General features: G+C 38.4%; 14 protein-coding genes and 1 tRNA gene. 3 read left to right on the plus strand and 12 right to left on the minus strand.

Annotated features, from left to right (window positions below; all coding sequences use genetic code 11):
* From H5092_RS00130 to H5092_RS00145, 4 genes are all read right to left on the minus strand, one after another.
* Positions 1-3,156: FimV/HubP family polar landmark protein (locus H5092_RS00130; protein ID WP_310735999.1), on the minus strand; the 3,156-nt coding region annotated here is incomplete at its 3' end.
* Positions 3,157-3,510: 354 nt separating this feature from the next.
* The gene (locus H5092_RS00135) at positions 3,511-4,527 is read right to left on the minus strand and encodes an aspartate-semialdehyde dehydrogenase (protein WP_024594855.1); all 1,017 of its coding nucleotides are present in this window, start codon (positions 4,525-4,527) and stop codon (positions 3,511-3,513) included.
* A gap of 48 nt (positions 4,528-4,575) precedes the next feature.
* Positions 4,576-5,697 carry a 4-phosphoerythronate dehydrogenase gene (locus H5092_RS00140; protein WP_024594856.1) on the minus strand — a complete coding sequence of 374 codons (1,122 nt, stop codon included), beginning with the start codon at positions 5,695-5,697 and terminating at the stop codon, positions 4,576-4,578.
* Positions 5,698-5,962: 265 nt separating this feature from the next.
* Positions 5,963-8,185, minus strand: a complete 2,223-nt coding sequence (locus H5092_RS00145; protein WP_149602317.1) for a TonB-dependent receptor — start codon at positions 8,183-8,185, stop codon at positions 5,963-5,965.
* Positions 8,186-8,594: 409 nt separating this feature from the next.
* Between H5092_RS00145 and H5092_RS00150 the strand changes: the two genes are divergently transcribed.
* From H5092_RS00150 to H5092_RS00160, 3 genes are all read left to right on the plus strand, one after another.
* Complete coding sequence (locus H5092_RS00150; protein WP_182695491.1) at positions 8,595-9,185, plus strand: LuxR C-terminal-related transcriptional regulator; 591 nt, start codon at positions 8,595-8,597, stop codon at positions 9,183-9,185.
* A gap of 320 nt (positions 9,186-9,505) precedes the next feature.
* Entirely contained in the window at positions 9,506-10,636 is a 1,131-nt protein-coding gene (locus H5092_RS00155) for a porin (protein WP_024594859.1), read from the plus strand.
* 12 nt (positions 10,637-10,648) lie between these two features.
* Positions 10,649-11,056 (plus strand): phosphate ABC transporter substrate-binding protein, encoded by a 408-nt coding sequence (locus H5092_RS00160; RefSeq protein ID WP_182732702.1) that lies wholly within the window; start codon positions 10,649-10,651, stop codon positions 11,054-11,056.
* 188 nt (positions 11,057-11,244) lie between these two features.
* Here H5092_RS00160 and H5092_RS00165 read toward each other — a convergent pair whose 3' ends face one another.
* From H5092_RS00165 to rlmE, 8 genes are all read right to left on the minus strand, one after another.
* A complete protein-coding gene (locus H5092_RS00165; protein WP_024594860.1) occupies positions 11,245-12,870 on the minus strand; it encodes a methyl-accepting chemotaxis protein in 1,626 nt (541 codons plus the stop codon).
* Positions 12,871-13,079: 209 nt separating this feature from the next.
* A tRNA-Leu gene (locus tag H5092_RS00170) sits at positions 13,080-13,164 on the minus strand.
* A gap of 80 nt (positions 13,165-13,244) precedes the next feature.
* On the minus strand, positions 13,245-13,598 hold the full coding sequence (gene secG, locus H5092_RS00175) for a preprotein translocase subunit SecG (protein WP_002962769.1): 354 nt from the start codon (positions 13,596-13,598) through the stop codon (positions 13,245-13,247).
* A gap of 1 nt (position 13,599) precedes the next feature.
* A complete protein-coding gene (gene tpiA, locus H5092_RS00180) occupies positions 13,600-14,349 on the minus strand; it encodes a triose-phosphate isomerase (RefSeq protein ID WP_002962767.1) in 750 nt (249 codons plus the stop codon).
* 71 nt (positions 14,350-14,420) lie between these two features.
* Entirely contained in the window at positions 14,421-15,770 is a 1,350-nt protein-coding gene (gene glmM / locus H5092_RS00185; protein ID WP_002962765.1) for a phosphoglucosamine mutase, read from the minus strand.
* A complete protein-coding gene (gene folP, locus H5092_RS00190; RefSeq protein WP_182720960.1) occupies positions 15,770-16,615 on the minus strand; it encodes a dihydropteroate synthase in 846 nt (281 codons plus the stop codon). The genes glmM and folP overlap by 1 nt, the downstream gene beginning before the upstream one ends.
* A gap of 78 nt (positions 16,616-16,693) precedes the next feature.
* Complete coding sequence (gene ftsH, locus H5092_RS00195; protein ID WP_039485975.1) at positions 16,694-18,637, minus strand: ATP-dependent zinc metalloprotease FtsH; 1,944 nt, start codon at positions 18,635-18,637, stop codon at positions 16,694-16,696.
* A gap of 66 nt (positions 18,638-18,703) precedes the next feature.
* A complete protein-coding gene (gene rlmE, locus H5092_RS00200; protein ID WP_002963155.1) occupies positions 18,704-19,333 on the minus strand; it encodes a 23S rRNA (uridine(2552)-2'-O)-methyltransferase RlmE in 630 nt (209 codons plus the stop codon).
* Positions 19,334-19,359: the final 26 nt, after the last annotated feature.

Raw genomic sequence — 19,359 nt, forward strand, 5'->3', positions numbered from 1 at the left:
ATCATCATCAAACGACTCGTCTTCAACCTTAGCTTCTGATTCAGAGAAGTCATTATCAATTAATAGTTCATCATCAAAATCATCTTCTAAGCTATCTAAGTTAGCATTTTCAGAAAGCGCATTTGATAAGTCCTGCTCAGCTTGGCTGGAAGCGACTCCCTGCGCCTCACCGTCTAAATCATCACCTTGTAATTCTTCGGGGGTAAATGGCAACTCACTTTCTAGTGTTTCTTGAACTTCATCAAGGTTAAGAGGTTTGGTATCCTCTTCTATACTAACTGGTTCAACAGAATCAATTCCGTCATTAATTTCTTGCAGTAAATCATCATCAAACGACTCGTCTTCAACCTTAGCTTCTGATTCAGAGAAGTCATTATCAATTAATAGTTCATCATCAAAATCATCTTCTAAGCTATCTAAGTTAGCATTTTCAGAAAGCGCATTTGCGAGATCTTTCTCTGTTTGACTAAGTGCTACTGCATTTTCTTCACTCGGTGCATTTTCTTTAGGTTCTTGCGGCTCAAACGAAGATTCATTCTCCAATAATGAATGATCATCGTCTAATTCAAGTTCAGGATATTCATCTAACTCTTCACTTGGCGTTATAAGATCGCTATCAAGCTGCTCTTCAATTTTTGTAAGATCTGAGTCATCGTCGCCCGCTAACGGATCGTCACCAAGATCTACTTCTATCTCTTCAAGATCGTCTTCAAGCTCATCTAAAGACCAATCTGGTGTTTCTATATAGTCATCATCCGTCGCTTGTTGTAGCTCATTTAAAAGCTCATCAACGCTCTTTAAAGTATCATCTGTATATTCTTCAAGCGCATCTTCAGGATCAAGAAGCGACTCTGATGTATCTGAAAAATCATCAACCGTTACATCTATAAGTTCAGGTTCTTCTTTAAGCTCAGGTTCTTCTGCAAGTTCAGGCTCATCGTCAAGCTCGGGCTCTTTATTTAATGATGAAGCAAGCGACTCAATATCATCAACATTTAATTCTTCTTGAGCATCTGCTAAATCCTCAACTGAGTCTGCCAATGCATTATCAATTTCTGAATCTCTTACATCTGAATTTTTTACTTCATCATCAATTAGGTTATCTATATCGTCTAAATCAAAGCCATCACTTTGTTCAACTAATGAATCATTTGCAGCATCAACCGCAGTCTCATCAATTAAGCTATCTATGTCGTCTAAATCAAAGTCGTCACTTTCCTCAACTAATGAATCATTTGCAGTATCAACTGCTGCCTCATCAATTAAGCTATCTATGTCGTCTAAATCAAAGTCGTCACTTTCCTCAACTAAAGAGTCATTCTCAGTATCAACCGCAGTCTCATCAATTAAGCTATCTATGTCGTCTAAATCAAAGTCGTCACTTTCCTCAACTAATGAATCATTTGCAGTATCAACTGCGGCTTCATCAATTAAGCTATCTATATCGTCTAAATCAAAGTCGTCACTTTCCTCAACTAATGAGTCATCTGCAGTATCAACTGCTGCTTCATCAATTAAGCTATCTATGTCGTCTAAATCAAAGTCGTCGCTTTCTTCTAGAAGTTCATCTTCGTCGAGTAACTCTGCATCAAGTGAGTCATCTACCACATCACTTTTTGGGTCATTCGCCTCATCAATTAAGCTATCTATATCGTCTAAATCAAAGTCGTCGCTTGTATCAAGTTCAGCTGAAGTGTTATTTGAGGTATCTAATTCTGTTGATGTTTGATCTAATAATTCATCTATATCAAAATTATCTTCATCTGCAAGCTGTTCACTTAAAGCCGCCATTTCATCATGAGATTCTAAGCTGTCATCCTCTAAAGCTTCGCTTGTTTGCGGTGCATCAAACTCAGGTAGACTATCGTCTTCATCAAACAAGCTATCTAAATCGTCATTAGTTAGGATTTCATCATTGTTAATTGAGTCATCAGATAAGTCTAAATCTATATCTTCAGCGTTTTCATCTGAAGGTTGATCAAACCCTTGCTGCATAAAAATATCGAGCTCATCATCGTCATCGGTATTTTCATCATCAAAAACAATGTCATCGCTTAGCAAGCTTTCGAGCTCATCCTGATCAAGTAAATTTTCGTCGCCAGAAAAATCATCTAAGCCGTCGTCTAAATCATCATTAGGCAACATATCACTTTCGAGACTATCATCTAATTGAACACTCAAGTCATCTAAAGGGTCAGGTACAATTGGATCGTCATTTAAGCTTGGGCCTAAATCATCATCGCCAGTATAAGTTGGGGTTTGTGGTAAAAAGTCATCATCGTTTTGCGGCTCTTCTTGATTACTTGCTCGTTTGCGTAAAAACATAACGATTGCAAAAATAATCAGTAACCCAGGAATAAACATTAACAAGCCCAGTACTATGGGGTTTGAAAATAATGAGCCAAAATCAAATGACTCTTTTGGTATTACTTCTTGTTTTTTTTGTTGGGCAATAATCTCGTTTTGTTTAACGATGAGTTCTTTTAACTGATTTTGAATTTCGCTGTCTTGTCCTAATTGCAAACGTAAGTTTTCGAGCTCTTTAGATATTCCTGATAACTGTTTTTTAAGATTATTATTTTCAACTAAAATCTCTTCTACATTACTAACTGAGCTTTTAAACTGTTGTTGTAACTCAACAAGCTTAGTACCTTGCTCTGTTTTTATTTCATTTAATTCTTTCTGTATCTCTTTTTTAGCATCGTCTACATCAATTTTACGCGCTTGAGTTACTTTTGTTTGCGCTGAGTTAATTTCGCTTTGTGTAAGCGTGCCATTTTTTTTCTTTTCCCATAATGCATCATCTTGCTCAGAGCGTTGCTTTGCGAGCTGCGTATTTACAGCTTTTATTTCGGCTAAGGTAGGGATTTTTAAATAGGCACCATTTTGAATGTGGTTAAGATTTTGTTCTAAAAATGAATCGGGATTTTTGTTATACAAAGCCTGCATAACTTGATAAATACTGACAGAATTGTCTGGGCGCACTTTAGCTGCTATACGCCAAAGCGTATCAGTTGGTTTAATTGGCCCAATTGATCGCCCTTGCGCACCATAGTCAACGCCTTTAGGCCCCTTTAATTGGGTACTGTCCTGAGAGTAAACTGGCGTTACTATCAATGCAGACGCTAATATAATAAGTGTAGCTAAACCGCGCATGCTGATCCTTTAATATTTAAATATTAATAAAACACCTAAAACTTAAGTGCATAAATATTGTTTATTATTGCTATTATCAGCCAAATGACTGACTCGCATTTATTATTACAATCTATTTTTATTGCAAGCTCTATTCCAATTACAAACTATAAACCAGTTAGAGCGTAATATCCATCGCAACACCTTGAAAATAAATGCCTTAAAACATCTTTATAAATATTAATTTATTGAGTGTTATCAATCAGTTTTTGTATTTTTAAAATTAAACGGCAAAAATTTGACAAGCCATATAAACAAAAAGCGGCAAACAACTACTGTTTACCGCTTCAAAAGCATGTTTAGCGCAATTAACTATTACATGTAATTGGCAATAAGCTCTTCTGCAATTTGAATGCTATTAGTTGCAGCACCTTTACGAGTGTTGTCACTTACAACCCACATGTTTAATCCATGAGGATGAGAAATATCAGCACGTAATCGACCTATATACACAGTATCGTTACCACTAGCGTCAGACACTGCTGTTGGGTAGTCACCTTCATCATCAATTAGCTCGACACCAGGCGCGTCTTTTAAAAGTTGTTTAACGTGTTCAAAGTCATAAGGCATGCGCGTTTCAATATTAATTGATTCTGAGTGCCCAAAAAATACGGGAACACGTACACACGTTGGGTTCACTGCAATAGTGGTATCACCCAAAATTTTATGAGTTTCGTTTACCATTTTCATTTCTTCGCGCGTATAGCCATTATCTTCAAAGCTATCAATTTGAGGAATAACGTTAAATGCAATTTGCTTTGGAAATACTTTATTATCCATAGGGCGTGCATTCATCAAATTAGCTGTTTGCTTTGCAAGTTCATCAACCGCGTCTTTACCTGCACCCGATACAGCTTGGTAAGTAGATACATTAATACGGTCTATTCCGTAAGCATCATAAATTGGTTTAAGTGCTAACATCATCTGAATAGTTGAACAGTTAGGGTTAGCAATAATATTACGATTTCTAAAATCAGCTAGGCTTGAAGCATTAACTTCTGGCACCACGAGTGGTATTTCAAAATCATTTCTAAAGTGCGATGTATTATCGATTACAATACAGCCGGCTTCAGCAGCAATAGGAGCATATTTTTCAGATACACTGCCACCAGCAGAAAACAAACCTATATGCGCTTGGCTAAAGTCAAAGCCTTCAACGTCAAGTACTTCAATGGTCTCACCACGAAACTTTATATCTTCACCTGCGCTGCGGCTGCTAGCAAGTAAAAAAAGCTGATCAACAGGAAACTTACGATCTGCTAGCGTTTCAATGATTTGACGGCCTACTAAACCAGTAGCGCCAAGTACGGCAACGTTATATTTTTGCGACATATTTCTTCCTCTATAAACGACATTAAAACAACATCGTTAGTTAAATAATTATTCAGCTATGCTAAAGCCAAGCTGGCTAAGTGCTGCTAGTTGTGAGCTATCACCTTGTAGAAATAAAGTGCTAAATTCTCGCCTTATAGGATAGTTTTTACGTAAACTATCAAAGCCGTCGCTCTCTAGACGACGAAGTAATATTCCGTCATCGCGGCGAACGTCATAAATTAAATGCACTAAACGGGCAATATCTTGCTCATTAAGGCTTTGCGTAACAGTTGCATTTGTAACGGCTGGTGTTGGTAAAAAATCATCCAACGATTTAATCGCCTCAACACCTTTGAGCTGACACAGTTTTTGATACAACATTTGTGTACCACGAGCTTTCCCCTCAAGTGTATGCCCTGCAATGTGCACACTAGCGTAACGAACATGCTCTAGTAATTCAGTTAAAATATTGGGTTCTTTCTCCCATACATCAAGTACTAAATCTAAATCAGCCCCAGCTTCCATTACCTCAAGTAATGCTTGGTTATCAATTACATCGCCACGGCTTGCATTAATTAGCGTGGTTCCTGGCTTAAGTGCCTTTAAACGCTCTTTACCCATCATGTGCAGTGTTTTATGCTCGCCACTTTTAACAAGGGGAACGTGAAAAGTAACAACATCTGACTGCGCTAATAACTCATCAAGCGCTACATGCTCTTGTAATAAGCCTTGTTCGTGCTTAATCGGATCGCACAGCAGTACAACTACGTTTAATGCTTTTAATTTTTGCGCCAAACATGTACCAATGTTGCCCATCCCTACAATACCAATTGTTTGACCACACAATGGACGCGCATTTTCTTGGCTTAATGCAAATAAGCTACTAATTACATATTCAGCTACAGCAACAGCATTACAACCAGGTGCACTTGTAAAAGCAATATTTCTATCATGCAGTAATTGCGTATCAATATGGTCAATGCCGATTGTGGCAGTACCTACAAAGCTCAACTTGTTAGCTTGTACCAAAAGTTCATGATTAACATTTGTCACCGAACGAGTAAGAAGAACATCTACATCTATTAATTGTTCAGGCGTTAATTTACGACCATCAAAACGCTCAACCTCACCAAAGTCTGCAAAGTACTGCTCAACTAAAGGCATATTTTGATCGGCAAGAATTTTCATTACAGAGTCCGTTTGGCAATTAAGAGGCGCCATTGTAGCGAACAACCTAGCCTTTACACAAACTAAAAAGGCGCATTTTAGTTAATACAAACACTCAAAAATGGGGATGTGGATTGTTTTAAATCAGCAATTTAAATTAGGAATTTAAACGATGCGAATAATAACTTTACTATTGAATACACAAAGGCCGAATCACAGCATGATTCGGCCTTTATTATGCAAAATAAACTTCAATTACATTATATTTTATTTACTTGATTTTAGTTTATAGCTCAAAATCTTTTTTGAATTTCAAACCAAATTCACTTCGATCATTACTGCGCATTACGCCAACAAAACCTGATTGTTGAAGACGACCAACGTCGTAAACTTCGTTTAGAACGTTTTCACCATACAGTGTAACTTCCATATCGCCATATGGATTAGTGTAGGAAATATTAAAACCAACTAGTTCACGAGAGTCAATTGTCTCACTTTGGTTATAAACTGATTGCCCTTGCATTTCGCTTCGGTACGAATAGTTAGCATTAAATGCAAGTGTTGCGCCGCTCTCTAAATCCATAAAGTAAGAAGGTGCAACCATGACAGTCCAGCGTGGTGTTAGTGCTGGTGAATCGCCTTTACCTATACCTTGTACACCCTCAGCCACTTCTGTTATTTCAGAATCTAAATAACCAACTGCACTGCGAATAGTAAAGTCATCAGTAATAGCGACGGTTGTTTCAAGCTCAATACCTTGTGCTTTAGACTGACCCGCATTTTCTACAATTGTTACGAAACCGCCACCAGCTGTTGGGTCTGAAAACGGTAATGCTAAATCAGTGTAATCAGTCACAAATACCGCAAGCATCATAGATACATTTTCGTGTACTTGGCCTTTTAGACCCATTTCGTAGTTAATCGCTTTCGTTTCGTCAAATGATACAAACTGGTCTGGTCCACCAAATGGGCGCGGTGGAAAACCACCTGTTTGGTAGCCTTTTTGAATCTGGCCATACACATTCATATTATTGCTAAGCTGATAAGATGCATTTACATCCCACGTAACTGCATCAAAATCTGCACTTACATACTTACGAGTAGGAAATGATGGGAATATAGCATTTGCATCTTTTTCATCTTTTGAATAACGAAGACCACCACCTACCGTTAAATCGTCAGTTAAATCGTAGCTTGCATTAAAGTAGGCTGCGTAAGAATTAGTTTCTTGGTTAATTTCAAAATCGCCGTAACCACCAAATGATTCTGTTACTCCGTCATTCAATAAGCCATTGGGTGTATTAAATGGGCTGAATACAAATGGGCCTGAACGTGTAAAGCCATCTTCATTAAAAAAGTAAAGGCCTGACACAAAGTCCATATTATCAAATGTTGCATTTAGTTGAATTTCAAACGAGTACTGATCAGCTCCGCCCTCTTCTGGAAACTCAGATAAGTTTAAAGGTGATGCATCGTCATCTAGGCCACCTTCATACTCAGATGTACGGTAGCTTGAGATAAACTTAGTAGTATAAGTATCGTTAATTGCCCAATCAGCCGAGAACGATGTGCCCCAACCTGAGTAAGAAGTTGATTCAATACCTGCAACGGTTGTACCTAAATCATCAGGGTCTGATGGAATTAAATCTTGAGTCAATAATGGGAAGTCGCCATTAAACACATCGTTTGCATCTAGCGGGTCAGTTAATTCAATTGTGTAAGGCGATTGACCTGACTCGTTATCAACTCCATCTAAAGCAAAAGTGAATGCTAAATCGCTGTTCGCTTGCCATTTAAGGGCTACACGACCACTGAATTCCTCTTCCTCACCAATTTCTTTCTCTGGATTTGCTAAATTAACAGCTTCACCAACACCATCACGTGTTTTGTAAGATGCACTCGCAGACATGCTTAGTTCATCGTTTAGTGAGTTATTAAAATAAACATCACCAGCAATACGTCCACGACTTCCCAGCTTAGCTGAAGTAGTTACAATACCTTCATCACCAGGTTGCTTTGTAATTACATTTACAGCGCCACCTAATGTATTACGACCATATAAAGTACCTTGTGGACCACGAAGCACTTCAACACGCTCAACATTAGGTAATGATAAATTAGAACCCATTTGACGACCTAAATAAACGCCATCTAAGTATACGCCTACACCTGGATCAGTAGTTATTATGTGATCTTGCAGACCAATACCACGAATAAATACAGACGCATGTGCTGCATTACCAACACCGTAACGGGTGATGTTTAAGTTTGGAACATATTTACCAATATCTTCAAGATTACTCATATTGGCTTTATCAATTAGGTTCGCCCCAATTGATGTGATAGCGGTTGGAGATTCAAATAAGCTCTCTGTACGTTTACGAGCTGTGACTTCGATTTTTTCAAACGCGTCTTGTTTTGCGGTTGTTTTAGCTTCTTCAGCATTTACTGAGGTAGATAGTGCAGCGACAATTGCTAGGCTTAACTGTGAGAGTGTGCGTAGTTTCAAAATATTCTCCAAAGGATACCGTGTGATTTTTGTTATGCTTCTATATTAATAATATAAATTTTAGGCATAAAAAAAGACGCTAAATAGCATCTTTCCTCTGGACAGGTATTATATGACATTATTGTGAATAAATGTATAAGATTATTTAAATAAATTCATAGAAAATGACAGTAATTTAAGCATTGTTAGCTTTAAATGAATTATCATAAATAAACCCTTCTAATATTTACCTCACTAATGAACTGTTTTAAAACAAAAAATCTCATAAATACTACTTTAAAGAGCGCATAAAACATACTCATACATGTACTTTAGTGTATAAAAAAAGAGCTAAAACACATTCAGGTATCATTGAAATTAACTAAAAATAAGAATATAGTGCTAAAATGTAGTCTATGGATAGAATATTATGAATATTGAAAATACAGCCAATAAAAGCCCCACATGCTTCACCAGCCCAAATTACACATCACTTTTTTGTGTCGCAGCTGACTTCAACGTCCTACTTGTCAATTATCAAGCTTTAAATGTTATTACAAACCATGAACTTATAAATCAGTTTATGCTAAAAAACGGTCACCAAGGACTCGTTATTTTTGACGTGCCCAAAGACGGTGATGTTTTGGCATTAAAAGAGTGGCCTAATTTGAAAGGTTTGTTTTATGAAGGCACTGACGAAGTACTACTGCAGCAAGGATTACAAGCAATAGAACAAGGAAAACTTTGGTTTCCACGTGCGGTAACTGATGGTTGGATGAGACAAATGCTAGCGAGTGAACAACAAACTACGCTGCAATCAAATAACTTAACCTGCAAAGAAATGAAAGTATTAAACTTATTATTTTCTGGCTTACATTCAAGCGCAATTGCAGACACTTTATTTATCAGTGAAGCTACAGTTCGTGTACATTTACACAAGGTGTATCAAAAAATCGCTGTAAAAAACAAGCAACAAGCATTGCTTTGGTGTCAAAAAAACTTAAATAAGATCAATAGTTAAAACCGATTAAGCAAACTTGATAATAGCTATTGTAATTACCAGCAACATTCGTTCTAACTCCTTAACCAAAGAACGTAAAAAGAAAATTTAGTTATAATATTCCCGCCATTTTAAAAAGCCTTATTAACTAGATTTAAAGTTTATTCTAATAAAATCATACTATTCTGCTTTTAATACATACATAAAATATATATGTTACAAAATTAAAAAGCCGTTACTAAATTTATTTTTATTAACTTCCTAAATTTATTAGATAAAAAACACTATCACTTCTATAATCCTATTGAAATCAACATCTAAATAACAAATAGGAAATACATATGAAAAAGCTATCTGTAGCAGTAGCTGTATGTGCTGTACTTGCATCTAGCTATGCAAGCGCTGAAGTACGTATTAATGGTTTTGCATCTATAGTGGGTGGTAAAAGCCTAGACAGTGATCAAACCTTATACGGATATGACGATGATATCTCATTTAAAAATGAGAGTAAGTTCGCTTTACAACTATCTGCTGATCTTCAAGAGAAGCTAACGGCTACGGCTCAAATTATTGCGCGTGGAGAGGACGACTTTGACGCCACATTCGAATGGGCATATGTTACTTATGAATACAGCGATGAACTGCAATTTAGCGCTGGTAAAATGCGTGTTCCTTTCTATAAATACTCAGATTTCTTGGATGTTGGCTATGCTTATCGCTGGGTACGTCCACCTCGCTCAGTATACGGTATCCCATTTTCGACTTATGAAGGCTTGAGTGTTGTTTACAACAATCAATTAGGAGATTGGGACTCTACTTTGCAAGGGTTTTATGGCGCTTTTGATGGCGATATAGATGTATTTGGAGATAGCTTACCTGCTGAGTTAAATAATTTAGGCGGTATAAACTGGAGCCTATCATACGACTGGTTCAGTGCACGAGCTGCATATATTGTGGCCGACACAAGCATTTCATCTAATGACAGCGGTTTAATTGGACTTGTTGAAGTACTTAATACTAACGGTTTAACGAGCACAGCAAATGATCTTACTACTGACGAAGATGAAACAACTTTTGTTGGTATTGGCTTCTCTATTGACTATGATAACTTCTTATTTGATGCTGAATATACACAGTTTGAAGTAGAGGGAAGTATTTTGGCTGAACAATCACAATACTATGCCTCTGCCGGTTATCGTATAGACGATGTTATTGTTCACTTCACCTATGAAAAAAATGATGATAAACATGATTCATCACGTTTTAATACTCTTGAATCAATTCCTTTATTAAATACTACAGTGAACTTTGCCCTAGAGAGCATGCGTGCAGAGAGTAACGTATACACAATTGGCGCACGTTATGACTTCCACCCTTCTGCTGCATTTAAAATTGACTTCAGTCGATTTGATGATGACATCACTGACACTGAAACGGATGTAGTAGCCGTTGGTGTTGATTTAGTATTTTAATTGGAGCGGAATATGAAAAAATTAATCCTCGCTAGTGCGCTTTCATTATGTTCTTTCGGTGCTTTGGCTGAAGTTGCAGTAATTGTAAATCCTGGTAATGCAAATGCACTTGATGCAGAGACTATTAAGAAAATTTACTTAGGAAAGGCCAAGTCGTTTGATAACGGCAATAAGGTCAACCCAGCAACTCAAAACGGTACCGCTATTGCTGATGAATTCAATTCTAAAGTGGTAGGTAAATCGAGCAGCCAATTAAATGCCTATTGGTCAAAACTTGTTTTTACAGGTAAAGGAACACCGCCTGAAAAGTTTGATTCAGATCAAGCTGTCATTGACTTTGTTGCCGCTAATGGTGATTCAATCGGCTATATAGATAGCAATAAAGCAACTGATAAAGTTAAAGTGATTGCTACCTTTTAATTGCTATTATTAAATAAAAAAAACCACCAAATCGGTGGTTTTTTTATAACTTAACTTTAATAACAATTCGCTCGATTAAGTAAGATATTTTGAGGGAGAAAAACTGTTCAATAGAAATTTTAACACAGCTAGCGTCTGATCTGCCCTCTCAAATTGAATAAGCATTACTTCGAATTGATTTAGCTACGTTACTCAATTTTAAATTTAGCCGTGGCATCTAATAGGTTATCTGAAAGGTAATGAAGGTTTTTAGCTACATCCCTCACAGCCGTTAGCGAGTCCATTGTATCTTCAAATGATACGTGCATATTTGTCACGTTTTCTACAACCATAGCAGCAACTGATGTTTGCTCTTCTGTGGCAGCAGCAATTTGTGAGTTCATTCCATTTATTTCTAACATTTGCTCTGCAATTTTCTCTATAGAAATACCCGTTTTTTCTGCTGCAGTTGCATTATCTGTAGCCATATCTCTTGCAGTCGTCATTGCAGTAACTGATTCGTTAGCCGCTTCAGTTAAAGTAGTCAACAGCTCTCGAATCTCATTTGTAGAGTGAGCAGTTCGCGATGCAAGCTCTCTAACTTCATCAGCAACAACAGCAAAGCCTCGGCCATGCTCACCAGCACGGGCAGCCTCAATGGCAGCATTAAGTGCAAGTAAATTTGTTTGCTCCGCTATTGATGTAATAACATTTAATATTTGCGACACATTTTTTGTATCGTCTGCTAATTTATTGATAGTTGTAGCAGCGTGATTAATCTCATCACTTAACGTACGAGAAGCGGTTACTGATGTTTGTACTTGAGTTCGACTTTGCTCAACTTCTTTCTCAGCCGTTTGCGCTGCATGAGAAGCACTTGCAGCTGATTGAGAGATATCTCCTACACTCTGTTTCATCTCTTCCATCGATTGCTTTACAATCTCAGCATCAGTGGTTTGTTTAGTCGTTGCACGCTCCGCTTGTTCCATCCCCTGCACTAAGCGAGTAGAGTTTTCCATTAACGGTTCGCAAACCGCGATAATTTCTAACACCGTTTTTTTCAATATGCCAATAAAAGAGTTGAAGTTTATAGATACTTGACCTATTTCATCTTCAGAGTTAACTGTCAATTTAGTGCTTAGCGAGCCTTTACCGCTTGCTAATAAGCTTAAATTATTTGCCGCATCACTTGCCGAAGAAGCAATTCGCTTAGCTATCCAAATAGCCATAAAGAGCAATAAAATAAGCGATACAATAGAAACAACTAACATTAACGTAAGGGCGTAATCAGAGCGGTCCTTTGTGCTTGCAACAAGTTCAAAAAAACGATCGTCAGCTTTGACTTGTGCTGCCTTAAACTTTTCTAGGACATCGTTATAAAGCGCTGTTTTCCTCTGTGCTTGTTGTTGAATTTTACTAAAATCTGCTGTTCCATTTACCATGCCATTTGCGATAGTCGCTGATATTTTTTCGTAATTTGCGAGCTGCTCTTTAGTGTCACTGTGAATGTAAGAGGCATTTATTTTTTCTATCGCAATAATATTCAACTCAAGTTGCTTGTATGTGTCAGATGCTTTCTCGACTAAATCTTGCTCACCAAATGTTACGGCTTGGGTGTAAAGTTCGTCCAGCTTCTCTAAAATGCCAACATTAGCAGATGTTAACTTAACAACTTTGTAGGATGATTTTTCCATTTCATCAAGTGCAATTCTATTATCATTCATAGCAAAATAGTTGATCAGAACAATCACTAAAAATGCAACGACAGCAATACTCGTAATCGCATGTATTTTTTTACTTATGCTGAGATTTTGAAAAGTGAAGCCTGAAGCCATTGTGAATACCTTATTTTATTGTCTAAATCTATTATCGGCTTATTACTCATAAGTGTTAACTAAATTTGTAAAATTTCTAGTTTTTTTTACAAACAATTCAAAATTCTACATAACTAATTGCCCTTTAAAAAAAGAAAGTACAAATAACATTCAATTTAAATCGCAGGCACAAAAAAACCAGTAACATTTCTGTTACTGGCTTCTAAATTTGGTGCGGATGGGGGGACTTGAACCCCCACGCCCGAAAGCACCACCCCCTCAAGGTGGCGTGTCTACCAATTCCACCACATCCGCATTTTTAAGCTTTCGCTTATTTGTTAAACATATGATTTATTTGAGGAGTATAAATCGTTTAACGATAGCATTACGCTAAATTAGTTCGGTACGTCAGAGCTTTGCTCTTTCGTAGATGTTACCGGAACATCTTCTTCAACAGGAACTACAGTTTCTACTGCAGGAGCTGCTTCTAGGTTTTCCCACTCGTCAGTCTTTTTAATTTGACCTGCAGTTAGGTTACCTAGCACAATGCTTAAAACAAAAAATACTGTTGCTAAGCTTGTGGTTGTTTTTGTCATAAAGTTACCAGCACCAGACGAACCAAAAACCGTGCCTGAAGCACCAGCACCAAATGAAGAACCCATATCTGCGCCTTTACCTTGTTGAATTAAAACCATTCCAACTAGAGCTAAAGCCACAACTAAATAAACTACTAATAAAATTTCGTACATCTTATACAGTCCCTTTTGCACTGTTACAGATTGCAGAAAAAGATTCTGCTTTTAGACTTGCGCCGCCAATTAAGCCGCCATCTATATCTGTTTGTGCAAATAATAATTCGCTATTTTTTTCATTAACGCTACCACCATATAAGATGGAAAGCCCTTGTGCTAAAGTGCTATCAAGTGCAGCAATTTTATCACGGATAAATTTATGAACAGTTTGTGCCTGCTCTGGCGATGCAGTCTTACCTGTGCCTATGGCCCAAACGGGCTCGTATGCTATCACAGAATCTTTCAGTGCTGCTACACCTAATTTTTCAATTACTGCATCAATTTGTGCAGCAACGACTTGTTCGGTTTGACCGTTTTCTTGCTCACTTTCACTTTCGCCAACACATAAAATTGGTGTTAACCCAACTTCTTGTGCTCTAGCAAACTTTTCAGCGACAGTTTCATTACTTTCGTTATAAATACTGCGGCGTTCTGAGTGACCAACGAGTACGTAAGTTGCACCTAAGTCTTTTAGAAGCTGTCCGTCTACTTCACCGGTAAACGCACCAGGTGTATTTTCAGAAACAGTTTGAGCACCTGTAGAAACACCACTAGCTATCATCGCAGGTACAAGTGGGAATGGAGGAAATAAAACAATGTCCATCTCTTGTGATTTTACATCGTTAATAGCATCAGACATTTGTTTAACTAGCTCTAACGAACCATTCATTTTCCAGTTGCCTGCGACCATCGCCTTGCGTATTGCCATTTTCCACTCCACATTAGAAAGCGGGCGAGATATTAACTTTTCTCGCCCAAAGTTACAAGAGGTTATTGTTATTAATCAGTCTGTTTGCTCATAGATTCTACAACAGCTGCAATTTTTTGAGCGCTGTCTATTACAATTTTTTCTTGCTCGGCTTCAACCATAACACGAACAACAGGTTCTGTGCCTGATTTGCGCAGTAAAACTCGGCCTTTGTCCCCTAAAGCAAGCTCAACTTCTGCTACAGCTGAAAGTACCTCTGGCGCTTTTGTCGGATCTGTTCCAGCGGTATAGCGCACGTTAATCATTTTCATTGGATATTTAGTAAAACCAGCACCCAAATCTTGTAGTGTACGGTTTTGTGCAACCATAGCTGCAAGTACTTGCAAACTTGATATAATGCCATCACCCGTGCTAATTAAATCTAAATTTAATACATGGCCTGAGCTTTCACCGCCAATTTTCCAGCCTTTTTGCTGTAGTAATTCCATTACATAGCGGTCACCCACTTTACTGCGAGCAAACTCGATACCTTTTGCTTTTAAAGCATTTTCAAGACCCATGTTAGACATTACAGTGCCAACTACACCTCCACCCAACATATCATCTTCGGCAGCTTGGCAAGCAATAATATAAACTAAATCGTCACCATCAAATACACGACCATTATGATCAACCATCATTACACGATCGCCATCCCCATCGTATGCAATACCTACGTCAGCTTTAAATTCAAGCACTTTGCGTTTAAGGGTATCTACATGAGTAGCGCCACATTCATGATTTATATTAACGCCATTAGGCTCGCATGCATGTGTTATAACTTCAGCGCCAAGTTCGCGCATGACAGAAGGAGCTATATGGTATGTAGCGCCATTTGCGCAATCGACAACAATTTTAAGCCCTTCTAAAGATAACCCTTGGGGGAACTGGCTCTTACAAAACTCTATATAACGGCCGTCTGCACTAACTAAACGCGAAGCTTTACCTAGTTTATCTGAAGCAACACATGTCATTTGCTCATCAAGCATCGCTTCAATTTGAAGCTCTACTTCATCGTCAAGCTTTAGACCCTGCCCATTGAAAAACTTAATACCGTTATCGTAATAAGGGTTATGTGAGGCACTAATTACTATACCTGCCTCTGCACGAAATGTTTGCGCTAAATACGCAACTGCAGGTGTCGGCATTGGACCCAGTAATACAACATCAATACCAGCGGCAATTAAACCAGCCTCAAGTGCAGTTTCAAGCATGTAGCCAGAAATACGCGTATCTTTACCTATAATGACTTTTTTAGTACCACTTTGAGATAATACGCGCCCTGCAGCCCAACCCAACTTCATTGCAAACTCAGGGTTAATAGGTGGCGTTCCTACTAGACCACGTACGCCATCAGTACCAAAATATTTTCTTTCTTTCATTATGCAATTCCTTTCTCGCAGGCTTGATATACACCAAGTACGTCTGCGGTTTCTTTAACGTCATGTACACGAATAATTTTTGCGCCATTTTGCGCCGCGATTAACGCACCCGCTAAGCTGCCCGCTAATCGCTCATTTGTTTCTCTATTTAATAGATTACCTATCATCGACTTACGAGATAATCCGGCCAATAATGGCAAACCTAACTTGTTAAAATCATCAAACTTAGCCAATATTTGATAGTTATGGCTAAGTGTTTTTCCAAATCCAAAACCAGGGTCTAGAATAAGTCGCTCAAACTTAATCCCTGCTGTTTCACATGCTTTAATACGTTCACTAAAAAAAATATTTATATCTGCAAACAGATTGTCGTAATGAGGTGCGCACTGCATGCTGCGAGGTTGCCCTTGCATATGCATTAAACAAATTGCTACATCTTCATACTGCGCAACCGTTTCTAAGGCGTTTATTTCTTGTAGAGCTCTTACATCATTGACTATATCTGCCCCTGCAAGTATTGCTTGCTCCATTACTTGTGCTTTACTGGTATCAATTGAAATAACGCAATCACTGTGCTGACGTATCGCTTTAATAGCGGGGATTACTCGGGCAAGTTCATCTTTTAAACTCACATCTGGTGCGCCTGGGCGGGTAGACTCCCCCCCAATATCAATTATTTGCGCACCATCCTCTAACAATTGCATTGCGCGTTTTAGCGCTATTTTGGGGTCTAAAAACTGCCCGCCGTCAGAAAATGAGTCTGGCGTTACATTCAATATTCCCATAATAACGGGCTTTTCAAGATTAAGCGTACGCCCTCTCGGAAGCTTTAATATGTTAGTCATTGCCAACCTTTATTCTTTTTCTAAATAGCTGATACAAAAAAGCCCCGAAATTCGGGGCTTTCATTACTATTTTAACGATTATTCAGCTTTGTCATCAAGGTTTGTTTCATCTTTTTTCGATGAATCATCCGCTTTTTGACTTTCATCAAGCACTGGCTCTTGAGGCTCTTGCTCTTTTACCGGCTTAGCTTCATGGCGGTCATGAGCATCGCGCGGCTCACGCACTGGTTGGCGCGCCATTAAATCATCAATTTGCTTAGCGTCTATTGTTTCGTATTTCATTAACGCGTCTTTCATTGAGTGAAGAATATCAATATTTTCTTTTAATATTTCTTCTGCTCTTTGGTAGTTACGATCTGAAAACAAGCGTACTTCAGCATCAATTACTTTAGCAGTATCATCCGACATACTAGATGCACGGCTTCCGCCACCACCCATATACATCTCGTTTTGATCTTCAGCGTAAAGCAATGGACCTAGCTTTTCACTTAAACCCCAATGTGTAACCATTTTACGTGCAATATCAGTTGCGCGCTCAATATCGTTACTTGCACCCGTTGTTACTTTGTCAGCACCATAAATAAGCGCTTCAGCAATACGGCCACCATAAAGGCTTGAAATCATTGATTCTAAAAGCTCTTTTGAATGACTAACACGGTCTTGTTCAGGCAAGTACATTGTTACACCTAGCGCACGGCCACGTGGAATAATAGATACTTTGTAAACTGGATCATGTTCAGGAACCATACGGCCCACAATTGCGTGGCCTGCTTCGTGATATGCTGTCATTTCTTTTTCTTGCTCGCTCATCACCATGGTTTTGCGCTCTGCGCCCATCATGATTTTATCTTTAGCAGCATCAAATTCAGCCATACTTACAACACGTTTATTACCACGTGCAGCATAAAGTGCAGCTTCGTTTACTAAGTTCGCTAAATCAGCGCCAGAAAAACCTGGTGTTCCACGCGCTATAAGAGCCGCCTCTACGTTATCGCCTAATGGCACTTTACGCATGTGTACTTTAAGTATTTGCTCACGACCACGGATATCAGGTAAACCAACTTCTACTTGGCGGTCAAAACGACCTGGACGAAGTAATGCAGGATCTAGAACATCTGGTCGGTTAGTTGCCGCGATAACGATAATACCTTCGTTACCACCAAAACCATCCATTTCTACTAGCATTTGGTTGAGTGTTTGCTCACGTTCATCGTTACCGCCGCCCATACCTGCGCCACGTTTACGACCAACCGCATCAATCTCATCTATAAAGATAATACAAGGTGCCGCTTTTTTAGCTTGTTCAAACATATCACGTACACGTGACGCACCCACACCGACAAACATTTCAACAAAATCTGAACCAGAAATTGTAAAAAACGGTACTTTCGCTTCACCCGCAACAGCCTTTGCAAGTAACGTTTTACCAGTACCAGGAGGACCAACCATTAGTACGCCTTTAGGAATACTACCGCCAAGCTTTTGAAACTTAGAAGGGTCACGTAAAAAGTCTACCAATTCGGTAACATCTTCTTTCGCTTCATCACAACCAGCAACATCTGCAAACGTTGTTTTAATTTGATCTTCGCTCATTAAACGAGCTTTACTCTTACCAAATGACATAGCGCCTTTACCGCCGCCGCCTTGCATTTGACGCATGAAGAATATCCATACACCAATAAGCAGTATCATCGGGAACCAAGAAATAAATATACTTGCTAAGAATGATTGCTCTTCAGGTTGTACACCCTTCACATTTACATCATTTTTAAGTAAATCATTTATTAAGTCTTCATCGTACATTGGCATCGTTGTTTGAAAACGTTCACCACTGCTCTTAGTACCAGTAATATTTCCTGTACCGCGGTCGATAATAACTTCTTGTAAAGAGCCACTGCGGACATCTTTAACAAATTGAGTGTAACTTGTTTGACGATCAACTTGCTCGCCACCATTAAAGCTCTGAAAGACTGACATCAGCACAACTGCAATCACCAGCCATAGTATTAAATTTTTCGCCATATCGCTCAAGGGGTTAACCTCTTGTATCCAATTAATTTAAATTCAACTAAACGCCAAGCAACTGTACTACAGTTTGTATCCAGTCGCTACTATATATACTTCCCGAGAACGGGCACGTGAGGCATCAGGTTTGCGTATTTTCACTGCTTTAAAACTATTACGTACATCTTGCAAGTATTGATCAAAGCCTTCACCTTGGAAAACCTTAACAATAAATGCGCCATTTTTCTTTAGTACTTGACTACACATATCCAGCGCAAGTTCTACCAAATACATACTACCCGCTTGATCTACTGAGTTATTACCACTCATATTTGGTGCCATGTCAGAGAGTACCACATCAACATTTTTACCATCAATACGTTTTAGCAACGCATTTAACACAGCTTCTTCACGAAAGTCACCTTGTAAAAAGTCAACACCCGCAAGTGAGTCCATAGGTAATATGTCACAGGCAATTACTTGACCTTTGTCACCTACTTTTTCTGCCAAATACTGTGACCAGCTTCCTGGAGCTGCTCCTAAATCAACAACGGTCATACCAGGGCGAAGTAACTTATCTCTATTTTGTACTTCATCTAATTTAAAAACCGCTCGTGAACGCCAGCCTTTTTTTTGCGCTTCTTGAACATATTTATCATCAAAATGTTCTTTCAGCCATCGCTGTGAACTGGCTGACTGTTTTTTATTTGTCATAAATTAACACGCAACTAATTAGTAAT

It is taken from the genome of Pseudoalteromonas sp. SR41-7 (genome assembly GCF_014163935.1).
GTDB classification, from domain to species: Bacteria; Pseudomonadota; Gammaproteobacteria; order Enterobacterales; family Alteromonadaceae; genus Pseudoalteromonas; species Pseudoalteromonas distincta.